11 protein-coding genes are annotated in these 12,599 nt (G+C 54.5%); 6 read left to right on the top strand and 5 right to left on the bottom strand.

The genetic code is table 11. The features are described from left to right. Window positions 1-80: 80 nt before the first annotated feature. The gene (locus tag G6R38_RS10995) at window positions 81-455 is read right to left on the bottom strand and encodes a heavy-metal-associated domain-containing protein (protein ID WP_166824551.1); all 375 of its coding nucleotides are present in this window, start codon (window positions 453-455) and stop codon (window positions 81-83) included. Between the two features lie 238 nt (window positions 456-693). Between G6R38_RS10995 and G6R38_RS10990 the strand changes: the two genes are divergently transcribed. The 5 genes from G6R38_RS10990 to G6R38_RS10970 all read left to right on the top strand — a co-directional run bounded on the left by G6R38_RS10990 (window position 694) and on the right by G6R38_RS10970 (window position 7,154). Then, window positions 694-1,359, top strand: coding sequence for a DUF1326 domain-containing protein (locus G6R38_RS10990; RefSeq protein ID WP_166824549.1), 666 nt, complete (start codon window positions 694-696; stop codon window positions 1,357-1,359). 132 nt (window positions 1,360-1,491) lie between these two features. Further along, window positions 1,492-2,520 carry a phosphatidylserine decarboxylase family protein gene (locus G6R38_RS10985; protein WP_240928161.1) on the top strand — a complete coding sequence of 343 codons (1,029 nt, stop codon included), beginning with the start codon at window positions 1,492-1,494 and terminating at the stop codon, window positions 2,518-2,520. A gap of 28 nt (window positions 2,521-2,548) precedes the next feature. After that, window positions 2,549-3,421, top strand: coding sequence for a CDP-alcohol phosphatidyltransferase family protein (locus G6R38_RS10980; protein WP_166824546.1), 873 nt, complete (start codon window positions 2,549-2,551; stop codon window positions 3,419-3,421). A gap of 159 nt (window positions 3,422-3,580) precedes the next feature. Next, window positions 3,581-5,503, top strand: coding sequence for a vWA domain-containing protein (locus G6R38_RS10975; RefSeq protein ID WP_166824538.1), 1,923 nt, complete (start codon window positions 3,581-3,583; stop codon window positions 5,501-5,503). Between the two features lie 274 nt (window positions 5,504-5,777). Next, window positions 5,778-7,154, top strand: coding sequence for a DUF1501 domain-containing protein (locus tag G6R38_RS10970; protein WP_166824535.1), 1,377 nt, complete (start codon window positions 5,778-5,780; stop codon window positions 7,152-7,154). Between the two features lie 24 nt (window positions 7,155-7,178). On the opposite strand, the gene G6R38_RS10965 is transcribed toward G6R38_RS10970, so the two are convergent. After that, window positions 7,179-8,126, bottom strand: coding sequence for a LysM peptidoglycan-binding domain-containing protein (locus G6R38_RS10965; protein WP_166824532.1), 948 nt, complete (start codon window positions 8,124-8,126; stop codon window positions 7,179-7,181). Window positions 8,127-8,514: 388 nt separating this feature from the next. Here G6R38_RS10965 and G6R38_RS10960 point away from each other — a divergent pair, with 388 nt between their 5' ends. Beyond that, window positions 8,515-9,510 carry an ATP-binding response regulator gene (locus G6R38_RS10960; RefSeq protein WP_166824529.1) on the top strand — a complete coding sequence of 332 codons (996 nt, stop codon included), beginning with the start codon at window positions 8,515-8,517 and terminating at the stop codon, window positions 9,508-9,510. On the opposite strand, the gene G6R38_RS10955 is transcribed toward G6R38_RS10960, so the two are convergent. From G6R38_RS10955 to queG, 3 genes are all read right to left on the bottom strand, one after another. Beyond that, window positions 9,479-10,312 carry a hypothetical protein gene (locus G6R38_RS10955; RefSeq protein ID WP_166824526.1) on the bottom strand — a complete coding sequence of 278 codons (834 nt, stop codon included), beginning with the start codon at window positions 10,310-10,312 and terminating at the stop codon, window positions 9,479-9,481. The genes G6R38_RS10960 and G6R38_RS10955 overlap by 32 nt on opposite strands. A 213-nt stretch (window positions 10,313-10,525) precedes the next feature. Beyond that, on the bottom strand, window positions 10,526-11,332 hold the full coding sequence (gene dapB, locus G6R38_RS10950; RefSeq protein WP_166824523.1) for a 4-hydroxy-tetrahydrodipicolinate reductase: 807 nt from the start codon (window positions 11,330-11,332) through the stop codon (window positions 10,526-10,528). 51 nt (window positions 11,333-11,383) lie between these two features. Further along, window positions 11,384-12,502: a tRNA epoxyqueuosine(34) reductase QueG gene (gene queG, locus G6R38_RS10945; protein WP_206028551.1), complete on the bottom strand. Its 1,119-nt coding sequence runs from the start codon at window positions 12,500-12,502 to the stop codon at window positions 11,384-11,386. Window positions 12,503-12,599 lie beyond the last annotated feature (97 nt).

Genomic DNA, 12,599 nt, shown 5'->3' with positions numbered 1-12,599 from the left:
GTTCAGCGATTCTTGAAGTTCCGGGCAACAAAAAAGCCCCAGCGTATTCACGCCAGGGCTTTCGTGCGTCGACGTATTGATCAGTTTTTGTTTTCGATCACGGCATCGTCAAATCCAGCACCGGCCAATGCAGCGACGGCTTTGGTGGCATCGAATTCATCATTCAGCTTGACGATCACACGGTGATCGTTGATTTCGCCTTCTTTTTCTTGCGGGACGAGATCCACTTTTTCCACTCCGTCGAGCTCGGTGAGAGTTTTCTCGATGGTCGGGTAGCAGCCAAACGGACAATGCATGGAGGGAACTTCCAGCGTCAATTCTTCGCCGGAGTTGTAAATCACAGGAGTCACTGCAGCCGCCGATTCGGTTGCCCCGGTTGCTTCCGCAGCGGGTTCGGTCTTGCTGCAACCAACTGCCAATGCCAACATCAATCCGCAAATCGCCAGTGTCTTCATGTCATTCCTTGAATCGTGAAAAAAGTTGTCTTTGATGGTTCGAGTTCCATCATTGTCGCCGACAAACCCAACTTGTGCAAGGTTCCCAACACATATGAACCAGATTGTCGACGAGCATCCTTCACGATGCTGTGAGGTAGCTCACAAATTTGGAGACGGTTGACGGTTTGAGTGTTCAGCCCGAAAATGGCAAACGGAGAACCACGTCATCCGCGTTTACCGGAAAGGTCTTGATACCATGCGACTTTCACTTCTCACCATGCTCGTCGTCGTTGCGCCCCACTCATCTGCCGGTGCGGCGACCATCGAAGGAGAATACCTGGAAGCTCGATCCTGCAATGTCTACACCGGACCGTGTTTCGCGAACGGCGAAATGGAACTCGCCGGGAAAGAAGCACTACTGGCGTGGAAAGTGGAAAAAGGCACTTGGAACGATGTCGATTTAGCCGGTCGCGGGGTTGCACTGGTTGTCTCGTCCGAAACGACGCTGGGCAGTGACGGTGTATTCCCGATGAAGCCGGGAAAAGTGGAATCCGTGGTCCTCGTCGATGAAAACGCGACCGCGGAACAGAAACAAGCGCTGGTCGCATTCGCCAAAGACTCCGCTGGCAAATTGGCCGCGGATGTGAAGGAGATTCAAAGCGTTCCCTTCACTTTGGAGAATGACCATCTCAGTAGTCGCGGACAATTCCAGGCTGGCGAGATCGCCAAAATTCAGACTCGCAAACTGAAAAAAGGCGATTGCGTCTGCTCGAACGAAATCGTTTTCTATCAGCCGTTGGTCAAGGTCGAGAATGCCCACCCGGCGTTTTCCCTCGATCACACGTTCAAGGGCAAGGGACTGCAAAAATCGTGGAGCGGCGGCGGGGAACGCGGTGCATTCCTGGGCACATTCCGCAAATAAGCGGGCCATCGGACCACGTTTTTTGATCAGAGCCTTGTGATTCGGGTTCGGTAACATCGCATGTTCGGCGGTGGAGTGCTAAAGTGTGGAATCGGAATTCCCACTTTAGTTCTCTCGATCCAACCGCTTTGCATGAGTGATTCTTCTACGACCGTTCCCACAACGCAAACTCCCCCCGAACGTGCTGAAATCGAACCGATGGACCCGCAACTGCGGACCATCCAACCCGGTGGCGGTGTGATTATCCAGCTGGAACAGGCTTGGGGAAAACTCCGTCGTGTTTACCTGCGAACATTCCGCAAAGGCTATGTTTCGCGGATGGAATCGCTCCGTAAAGGAGAAACGAATCCCTGCCCACACCCCGTGCTTGATCCGCGAGACCTGAAGTACTACCAAAATCAACCCGGTTATCACTGGGATCGCACAGATGACCCGTTCACGTGGCGGGACCGTATTCCGTTTGCACGGGTCGGCTTAGCCGAATTGCTTGTGTTTTCGCTCATCTTTTTCGGGTTGGCTGGCGGACTGGCTTGGTGGATAACCGCGACGTCGTTGACCACACTGGAACAAGTTGTCGGGTGGCTTCTCGTAGCCACCTTCACGGTGATCGGCGGTTTGATTGTCTGGTTTTTTCGTGATCCCGATCGGAAAGTTCCTCAGGACCCCGGACTGGTCGTTTCCCCAGCCGACGGTCTAGTTGTGGCGATTGACGAGATCCCGCATGATGACTACATCGGCGGACCGGCTATCATGGTGGGGATCTTCCTCTCGATTTTCAACGTGCACATGAACCGGTCGCCAGTCGATGCCAACGTGATTGCGTTGCGGTATCGTAAAGGAAAATACCTCAACGCGTTGCGTCCCGAGTCAGCTCGGGAAAACGAACAGTTGGCCGTGCGGTTGGAGGAAAAGGCCGCTCCGCATCGGCGGATGATCGTGCGACAAATTACCGGTGCCATTGCCCGCCGCATCGTCTGTTGGCTGAAACCCGGCGATGAGTTGGGACGTGGCGAACGCTTTGGGATGATTAAACTGGGTTCACGGACGGAACTAGTCATTCCTGCGGACTCGAACCTGACGATCCGCACGAAGATCGGCGAAAAGGTCAAAGCCGGTCGTTCCATTCTAGCAGAGTACGGCGATGTCTCCGGAACCGAATGATCAACCTCTCGAAACGAATTCACCGTCCATGAGCAAGAAACAGAAGATGTACGCCGTGTTGCCAACGATGCTCACGTTGTGCAACGCAGCTTGCGGTTTCGGTGCGATCACTTTCGCGGCGAAACTCGGACCGACCCCGACCGGAAACCTCGGTGGCAACGAACTTCTGATCGCCGGGATGCTGGTGTATTTGGCGATGGTCTTCGATGCTTTCGATGGTTCGGCCGCACGGTTGTTCAACCAAACATCCGACTTCGGGGCTCAGTTGGATTCGCTCTGCGACGCCATCAGTTTCGGAGTGGCACCCGCGTACCTGATGCTGCAAATCATGGTGCACTCCTTCGGCGACGATGCCATTGCGGGTCTCAACTATCATCCGCGTTTGCTGTGGGTCATCGCCGTGCTGTATGTGATGTGTGCGATCCTGCGGTTGGCCCGCTTTAACGTGGAGACGGACGAGGACGATTCCCACGACTTCTTCAGTGGCCTGCCATCACCAGCGGCGGCCGGCGTGGTGGCTTCTTTTCCCATCGCGCTCTACGACTTGAGAGACTTGGCCGTCGTTAGCGAAGGAACAGTCGCACACGACGCCGCTCGTTTTCTTCTTCCGACCATCAAACTACTGATTCCCCTAATCACCTTGGGCGTCGCATGTTTGATGGTGACTCGGTTCCGTTACAGCCATGTATTCAATCAGCTGTTTCGCGGGCAACGAAGTCGTCGACACATCATTCAGTTAATGCTGACAGTGATCACGATTTTCCTGGTTCGTGAGTTAGCCGTCCCGGTGTTCTTTCTCTACTTCGCGTTCTCGGCTCCCATCACGTCTGCGTGGCGCGAAGTAATGCAAGGCCGCAACAAATCCGCATTTCGAGCCGGCAACGAGACACCGTCAGTCTAAGCAGTACCACCCGTGAATTCGGATGAACACCGATTCGCTTGTGGACTTTGCGTTGAGATTCCGATACCATCAAAAGCTCTTAATCGGAATATCTTCTTTTCTTTGCATTCCGATTCGCGTATCGCACTCTCACGTCGTCGATCATCGGAAGACTGAACCATGAAAGCGCAAACTCAGGTTCTACCCGTTGCCATCTCTACGGTTTTACACGGTTTAGTTCTTTTCGTCCTCTGGAAAATCGTCGTCGAAACTCCCGCCGATCCAGAACCGCCCGTGCTGGAAACCGTGCTCAACGAAGAGCGAATCCAGGAAGAATTCCAACAAGAACTCGACGAACAACTCGAAGCCGCTGAGACAGTCAACTTCGTTGCTGGCGGTTCCGTGTCGTCTATGGTCGGAGCAACCTCAAGCCCAGTGGCGGCGTCGACGAACATCGAAACCTCCGAATTGCTGGAAGATCCGGAGATCGAAGTTGTTTCCACCGACATTACACGCCCCGGTGATGGAGAAGTCTCACTCGATATCGGTGAAGGCGAAATTAGTGGAGAAGTCGGAGCGGTCGTCGCTGGATACGGTCCGGCGTTGGATCGGTTGGTCCAAGAGTTGATGCGAATGATGCGTAGCGAGAAGGTTCTTGTCGTCTGGATGTTCGATGAATCCGAGAGCATGAAGGACGACCAAGAGCAATTGAAATCGCGTTTACACCGCGTGTACGAAGAACTCGGTTTAGTGGAAACCGACACCCGCGCGCTCGGAGAAAAAAAGAAACTCGAAGATATCCTCCTCACCGCCATCACCAGTTTCGGAAACACTGTCCACGAACAAACGAAGCAACCAACCGGTAAACCGGACGAGTTGCTCAAAGCCATCGAACGTATTCCGATTGACAAGACCGGTGATGAAAACCTCTGTGCTGCGATTTTGCAGGTCATCAACCGTTACCATCCGACTGCCAGCCGACAAAACCGCAAGTTGGTGTTGGTCGTCGTGAGCGATGAATCCGGTGATGACGGTCAACTGGTAGAAGAAGCCGTTTTCGCAGCGAAAAAAGCCAAGTCGCCGATTTACGTTCTCGGACGCGAAGCGGTCTTCGGCTCACTTTACGCTCACGTGAAATGGAAGCAACCGGAGACCGGCCGCACCTACTACTTGCCGATCCGCCGCGGACCGGAGACCCCGTTCGCCGAGCAACTCCAATGGGACGGCTATCGCCGCCGTCGTGATTCCCAAATGAGTGGTTTCGGTCCCTACGAACAAGTCCGTTTGGCTCGTGACACCGGCGGGATTTTCTTCCAACTTCCTGGCGAACAAGAAAACCTCAACGATCTCGACGATCGTAAACTCAACATGCTGAACCTCCGGGAATATCTGCCCAACCTCGATTCCCGCCGCGAGTACGCCGCCGAACGTGATTCCAGTAAATTCCGCAAAGCGATTTGGGATGTGATCGCGTTATTGAACCCCTACAATCCCAATGCTTCGAAGTTTCTGGAAATCCCGGATCCTCAGGTCACTCGCGAACAGTTCCCAGCCAATCCAAATGAGTACGGCCCACGCGTTGCCAAACGACTGCAGCAAGTCGTTTCAATCATCGGCGTGGTCGACCAGGCTCAGCAATACCTCGAAAACGTTCGGCCGCTTCGCGACAAAGAACCATCAGTGCGATGGCGAGCGAATTACGATTTGATCGTAGCTCAATTGTGGTGGTACAAACTACGATTGTTCGCGTACGGTCTGGAGATCGATCAGTTTGTACGGGCCGATTTGCCCAAGCGACTGATCAAGAACCCGAAACACAACCGCTGGAATCTCCGTGAGAAACCAAGCGGCAAAATGATCAAGCCGGACGAACGACAATCCAAGTTGCTCAAGGTGACGGAAGAAGATCTGACGGTCGCTCATGACATGGCGGTCGAGAAACTGAAGCAAGTCATCGAAGACCACCCCGAGTCCCCATGGTCGCGTCGGGCGGAGTTCGAACTCAACCGTCGGTTCGGTGTGTCGTTCAGCACTTGGCAGTACGTTCCACGCAAACCGAGCAACAAGCCACGCCCGAAGCCCACCCCACCTCCGAAGTTGTGATCGCTGGATTTCGTTGACGAGAGACAATCACACTTGTTACACTAACGAATCAACACTGATTGAACTGTTAGTGATGTTGAATCGATTGGTGTCACCCTCGAAACAAAACTGAGTTACAACCTGCGTGCTGTTTATCCCCCCCCACTGAACTAGAACACGTTTAGCCGCCATGTAGTGTCTTCGAACTTGTATTCTCCCGCGAATACGCAGCGTCAGCCGCTACACAAAACTAGACCGGGTCTAGTGCGAATCGAATCGAAAAGGATCTCCCACCATGCTCACGATTCTTGGTCCGAAACATTCATCGCGGTCTCAGTATTGTGACGGTGTCTCCCGTCGATCGTTCTTGAAAATTGGTGGGTTGGCAATGGGAGCCGCGGGTGGGTTGTCGCTTCCGCAAATCTTGCGGGCCGAGTCGGCCACGAAGCAAACCGTCGGAGACATCCAACCTCGGCAGAAGTCGGTCATTAATATCTTTCTCGGCGGTGGACCTCCACACCAAGATATGTGGGATATCAAGACCGACGCCCCGGCAGAGATTCGCGGGGAGTTCATGCCAATCTCGACGAATGTCCCCGGCATTCAAATCGGCGAGTGTTTCCCCAAGATTGCATCGATGTTCGATAAGTTTACGGCGATTCGATCTATTGTCGGATGCGCCGGGGGGCACGATGCTTTTCAATGCATGACCGGGTGGAACCGTCGCGATCTGGAATCACTTGGCGGTCGTCCATGCATTGGCTCGGCCTTGGCACGTTTGCGTGGCCCGATTGATCCCGGCATTCCAGCCGCCGTCGCATTGGCCGAAAAAACCCGGCACGTTCCCTGGTCCTTCGGTGGCGATCCTGGTTTTCTTGGCCCCGCCTATCAACCGTTCAAACCGAACGGTGAGGGGAAAGACGACCTCACACTCAACAACATCACTTTGGATCGGCTGGGTGATCGCAAGAAGTTGTTGCGAGAACTCGATACGCTCAAACGCAATGTCGATGCCAATGGCATGATGACCGGAATGGATGCGTTCTCCGAAGCAGCCTTCGGTGTTTTGACATCCAGCAAACTCGCGGATGCGTTGGACTTGTCTCAGGAACCGGAGGAAGTTCGGGCTCGTTACGGTGACGGCAAACCGTACAAGTTTCAGTACGATGGAGCCCCAACCGTCAACGAACACGTCCTACTTGCACGCCGACTCGTTGAAGCCGGAGTGCGGTGCGTTTCCCTTTCGTATGGTCGATGGGACAGTCACGGTAAGAACTTTGATATGGTCCGAGATCACGGTGGGAAACTCGATCAGTGCGTCTCTGCATTGGTCGAAGACTTGCATGAACGTGGCATGCTCGATGACGTCTCCATTGTCGTTTGGGGCGAATTCGGACGAACTCCGAAAGTCAACACCAAGGCAGGGCGGGACCACTGGCCCCGCGTCAGTTGTGCGTTGCTCGCGGGCGGAGGAATGCAACACGGTCAGGTCATCGGTGCCACAAACCGTTTAGGTGAGTACGCCGTCGATCGACCGGTCGATGTGCAAGAGGTCATTACCACGCTGTATCACAGTTTGGGCATTGACCCGATGTCGACAACCGTCCTAGATCCATCGGGACGGCCTCAGTATCTTGTCGATATTCGTGAACCGATTCGAGAACTCGTTTAGAGTCCAACATGGGCAGAGATCGAATCAGCGAATTGGCGATTCGTGCATCGGAATGAATCGTCGACTGCTGGTTCGATCCACGTCGTTGACTTCGGTTTCAAAAACCTTGGCTGATTCACGATCGGATCGGTTTTGTTGCGTCGTCCGTTTCGGCACCGGGATGCGAAGCTCCATACCAACGGGCAGGTTATCGGGGTGCTTCAATCGGTCTCGGTTCGCTTCATAGAGTTCGTGATAACGCCGACTGCTCCCTAATTCCCGCCAAGCGATTTCCGATAGCGTGTCGCCCGGTCGGATGCGATACGTCCGCGGTTTCGCAGACGGGACGAATCGCTCCGGCTTTACGACCATCGGTTGCTCATCCAGGAACGGCTCCGCTTCTTCAAGCGTTACCGAAACGTCCACCGTTTCGAACGGTTCCTGGACTTCCGATTTCTCAACGGACTCCTGAACTTCCTGTTTTGGAAGAAGCGTCTTGGTTTGAGATGCTTGGGACACTTGCGGAGAGACCGTCACAGCATCGGGCACAAACGGAGGAATGCTTTCCCAATCACCCTCGTTCGAGGTGCTGACGGTCGACTCTCCCAGAACTGAACCGAAGGGCATGCCAACGGTGACTTCGGCTGCAGATGGAAGCGGCTCGCTGTCCTGTTCGATCACATTCACCGGCGCAAGCGTATCGAACGAATCTGCGGTTGCAACGACATCGGAAGTGTCCTTAGGAGCGCTGTCTAAAACAGACGAATCCAACGACGGAACCGGTCCTGAAGTGCGATACCGGTCATCCACGGGCTCCACACCGGTGAGGTACGGACCGCCAGCCTGAGCGGCGATTTTTTCGTCCAATGCCAACGCATCTTCAAGCGGTGGAATATCTTCGAGGGGATCAGATTCGTTTCGAAAAAAGAACGCAGCAACTATGCCGACTAACAAAATCCCCATGGCCAACCCGACTTTTTTGTCGCGGTGCATGCCAGAACCTCATTGCGTTTCCCGCGGTTTGGCATCCATGCGAGAAAGCTCCAAGATCGGCATCGGCTTGTGGGCTCCATGGACTCCACTACCAATACTCGATGAACCAAATCTTAAACAAAATGGTCGATCTAGCGTGCCAGTAGCATGAATTCTCTGGCTTCTGCGGGATGGAGTACGTATGTTGTCTATAACGAATGTAGCCTATCTGTTTCCCATCGCAGTCCACGTGCAATCACTTCAATCGATCAAACCCGATGTTTTTAATTCGAAACATTGCCGGGCCGTTGTATCTATTTGGAATCAATTGGACGCACGTCTCGTCGCGACCTAGATGAAGACAACACACCGAGACAACTCGAAAGATACCGGATTGGAGAGAGTTCAAATGCCGCGCATACTGATCGTCGAGGACTGTCGCGTCCAACAACGCTTGATTCAGCAGTTAATCGCTCGCCAAGCCGGTTGGGAAGGCATCGGTGTGAATCGTGGAGCCGCCGCCTTAGAGATGATGGTCAACGAACCCATCGATTTGGTGGTTTGTGACCTGCGAATGCCCGAGATGGACGGCCTTGAATTCCTTCGTCTTGCTCAAGAAGCGTACCCGCTTGTGCCAGTTATCATTGTGACCGCACAAGGCAGCGAGGAAGTGGCCGTCACGGCATTACGTGAAGGTGCCGCTGACTATGTTCCCAAACGGAACTTGATGACGGACCTCATCGCACGGATCGAACGAGTCCTCAATGCGTCACAGCGGAGTTTGATTGAACACGAACTGCAACAGTGCGTCACGTTTCGTCGAACCGAACTCGTGATTGGCACGGATCGGACCGTTGTGCCATCTGTGGTCGCGATGTTGCAAAGTCAGCTGGACCCGCTGGGCGTTTGCGATGATAAAGACCGCATCCGCATTGGGGTCGCACTCGAAGAAGCTTTGGTCAACGCCGTGATTCACGGGAATCTAGAGATCTCTTCGGAACTTCGCGGCGTCGATGACAACGCGTTCGCGGAACTCGTGCTGTCCCGCTCGGAATCCGCACCGTGGTGTCAACGACAAGTACACTGTATGGCGGAGATCTCGCGGACCAGAGCTCGGTTTGTAATCCGTGATGAAGGACCAGGATTCGATCCAAGTTCCCTTCCGGATCCCACGATTCCAGAGAACCTCGAAAAGGCCAGCGGACGCGGCTTGTTACTCATCCGAACATTCATGGATGACGTGCGCTACAACGACACCGGCAACGAAATCACATTGGAAAAACACTTCGTCAAACCAACGGAGTTAGATGCGATCATGGAAACCGTGAAAGCGCCGGAAATAAAGTCGCCGAAGACGTGTCAGTCACGGCCGGTTATTGATCAAACACTTGTTCCATGCGATTGAGTTCCGCTAACCGAACGACGAGCAACCGCTGAAGATGTTTGCTCTCGCCAGATCCGCGGAAGAAGTTGTCGCCGAGGTCAAACTCCGGTCCCTCGGTCGATGTGAGAATCACCATTTCACCGACATTCAAATCGACTGCGAATTGCTGACGATACAACTTTTCGATTTTCTGAGAAGTATCCCACTGCCACCCTTCTTCCGTCGCAGTTCGGCGATTGGTGAATTCCCCGTGGTGCAACTCCGGCAGAAATTCGATTCGTGCCCATCCGTCTTGAAGTCGATGCGGTTGAATCCGGAAGACGCATCGCGCGTTTTCCAGTGTTTCCGTGCGATCCTCGTTTTCTCCGACGATCAACACATTTCGCAACATCCGAACTTCGCTGGCCGTCACGCGGGATTCGCCACCGGAGGGAACCATCACACACTGACCGGACAGCCGATTCTCACCATCGTCGTGCGTTCCAATCTCTGGTGAATCACCAAGAAGCGTCTGTAACGCTCTCGGTGGATTGGCACCAGAACGTCCGACCCGCAAACCGTTTCGTTTCAGGGTTTGGCGGGTCTCGTAGTCGACAGACGCAATCTCGTCGAGTTCATCCCAGAGTGTTTCTCCGAGTAGCGGATCATGGTTTGGCCGCTCGATGAGCACCACTTCCAAGACGATGACTTCCGGGGGCACAGGCATTTTCTTCAGCAAGGTCGTCTCAGGATGGTTCGCATCCACGGACTCCTCACCGACAAAAAGCTGGCTGATATTCAGCAGCGAACACCCCGGAAACAGACACACCACGACCCAAACCATCCACAATGGGATCTTTCGATCCGTGGATGCCGAGCTTGGAAACGCAGGTCTGCGAAGATACACCACGTACCGCCTCCGTAACGTTGAGCGAAGAACGCTGCGTCCGGAAAAAAGTGAGGAGATCGATTATTGAGAGAGAAGTCGCGGGACTCTAGAGTGAAGTGCCGATTGCGTCAAGTCCGGTTTTCCCCACGTCTTTTTCCGTTCGAAAACTCAATTCAGACCGAGAACATCAGCCATTGAGTAAAGCCCCGGTTTCTGACTTACCAGGAATTTGGCGGCTTCCAATGCACCGTAGGCGTAGCTATCACGGGATTGCCCGCGAACGGTGATGTCGAGCGTTTCGCCAATCAATCCGAAAACGATGGTGTGTTCGCCGACGTTGTCTCCGGTTCTCAGAGCGTGGTAGCCGATTTCGTTTTGCGGCCGTTGTCCGGTCCGACCTTCGCGGCCGTGTTTGTGCTCGGTTTGGCCCATTTCTTGAGCGATGATTTCGCCGAACTTAAGTGCCGTTCCACTGGGGGCATCTTCTTTGAAGCGATGGTGGCGTTCGATCACCTCGACATCCACGCCCTCCGGATGACTCTTCAGAATTTGAGCGGCTTGCTTAGTCAACTGCATGGCCAGATTGACGGCCAAGCTCATGCTGGGAGCCATTACAACCGGTGTCGTTTGTGCGGCGGCCAGTACGGCTTCACGTTGTGAATCCGTCAAGCCAGTGGTGGCAGCGACCAACGGGATCTGCCGGTCTCCACAGATCTCGGCAATGTGAACCAACCCGTCTGGCGTTGAGAAATCAATCACCACATCGGGGCGGTCGTTCAATTCGCTGGTGATCTGAGAGCCAATCGTTCCGACACCGGCCAGTTCACCTGCATCGCGGCCGAGGTGTGGCGAATTCGCGGATTCCAAAGCAGTATGAAGTGCCAAATCCGAGTCGGCGTGAGTCAGAGCGACTAATCGTTGCCCCATTCGTCCAGCGGCTCCGTTGATGGCGACTTGTGTTGGTGTATCCGACATGATGCTGATCTCCGGTAGGTCAATTGAATCGTGAATCGAAAACTCGTTGGACTAAAAACGTTCCAACGCGGCGGTGAGTTCGGCTTGAGTGTCTGCATTATTCTCGACAAGAGTTCGCGTCTGCAATGCCTGCGTCGCGGCTTCCCCGCCGATTTCTCCCAATGCCCATGCGGCGGCCCCTCGAATGAGAGGTTCCGCATCAGAAAGAGCGGCAATCAGCACCGGGACGTATTGCTGATCGTGCGTGTTCCCCAACACAATGGCGGCATTCCGCAGCAAACCCGCACGTTTCGGGCGTGCGAGTGGCGTTTTGCGGAATCGCTGGCGAAATGCTTCGTCATCGAGCGTTAACCATTCCGCGGCGTCGGCGGGCGTCACCGTCGAATTGGGTTGGAACGATGGTTCGTCGCTACGTGGAGCCTTACGATTCCACGGACATACGTCCTGACAGACATCACAACCGAACACCCAGTTCCGCAGGCCAGGCCGTAAATGCCTGGGGATCGGGCCACGCAGTTCAATGGTGAGATACGAGATGCATCGTTTCGCGTCGAGAACGCCCGGTTCGGGGAATGCATCGGTCGGGCACGCATCCAGACACCGCGTGCAGGTTCCACAGTGTGTTGATTCGTGCGGGGCATCGCTATCCAGTTCCAGGTCGGTCAGCAAGGCACCGAGGAAGAAAAAACTGCCCGCGTGTTTGTTGATCAGCATGGTGTTCTTGCCGAACCACCCTAAACCCGCCAGTCTGGCAAAATCGCGTTCCAAGAGCGGGGCGGTATCGACCACAACTCGCGTCGTGCAATCCGGGGCTCCGGCATGGATGAAGTTCGCGAGTTCTCTCAGCCGGCGTTTGACGACATTGTGGTAGTCCTCGGTACCCCACGCATAGCGAGAGACGCGAGCCGTCCCCGTTTCCGACGATGTCGGGTCTTCCGTGCGGTAGTGCATGCCGAGCATAATCACACTGCGAACGCCGTCCAAGACATACTTTGGATGAGAATACGCATCGCGGCGCCGCTCGATGTAGCTCATCTCTCCCGCGAGACCGGCGGCAATCCACTCTGTCAGACGTGAAAAGCCGGTCGGCGTGACCGCCGGGGCAATCCCAACCAGACCGAAGCCCAACCGATTCGCTTCTGTCTTGATGTTGTCGGAGGTCACCGACATTCGAAATTCCATCGCTCTCAGAGTTAGTTCGCGTGCAAACGGCATTCTAGATAAAAACGGAGGGATCGTCAGGTCAGTCGATATGCTGGTGACAACG

The organism is Thalassoroseus pseudoceratinae, assembly GCF_011634775.1.
Classification (GTDB): domain Bacteria; phylum Planctomycetota; class Planctomycetia; order Planctomycetales; family Planctomycetaceae; genus Thalassoroseus; species Thalassoroseus pseudoceratinae.
This window is presented reverse-complemented; position numbering and strand designations above follow the sequence as displayed.

Coding starts and splice junctions, on each gene's coding strand:
- dapB (WP_166824523.1), bottom strand. CDS start 11,332: ATGTCGGATACACCAACACAAGTCGCCATCAACGGAGCCGCTGGACGA.
- G6R38_RS10990 (WP_166824549.1), top strand. CDS start 694: ATGCGACTTTCACTTCTCACCATGCTCGTCGTCGTTGCGCCCCACTCA.
- queG (WP_206028551.1), bottom strand. CDS start 12,502: ATGTCGGTGACCTCCGACAACATCAAGACAGAAGCGAATCGGTTGGGC.
- G6R38_RS10975 (WP_166824538.1), top strand. CDS start 3,581: ATGAAAGCGCAAACTCAGGTTCTACCCGTTGCCATCTCTACGGTTTTA.
- G6R38_RS10960 (WP_166824529.1), top strand. CDS start 8,515: ATGCCGCGCATACTGATCGTCGAGGACTGTCGCGTCCAACAACGCTTG.
- G6R38_RS10980 (WP_166824546.1), top strand. CDS start 2,549: ATGAGCAAGAAACAGAAGATGTACGCCGTGTTGCCAACGATGCTCACG.
- G6R38_RS10985 (WP_240928161.1), top strand. CDS start 1,492: ATGAGTGATTCTTCTACGACCGTTCCCACAACGCAAACTCCCCCCGAA.
- G6R38_RS10965 (WP_166824532.1), bottom strand. CDS start 8,126: ATGCACCGCGACAAAAAAGTCGGGTTGGCCATGGGGATTTTGTTAGTC.
- G6R38_RS10995 (WP_166824551.1), bottom strand. CDS start 455: ATGAAGACACTGGCGATTTGCGGATTGATGTTGGCATTGGCAGTTGGT.
- G6R38_RS10955 (WP_166824526.1), bottom strand. CDS start 10,312: ATGGTTTGGGTCGTGGTGTGTCTGTTTCCGGGGTGTTCGCTGCTGAAT.
- G6R38_RS10970 (WP_166824535.1), top strand. CDS start 5,778: ATGCTCACGATTCTTGGTCCGAAACATTCATCGCGGTCTCAGTATTGT.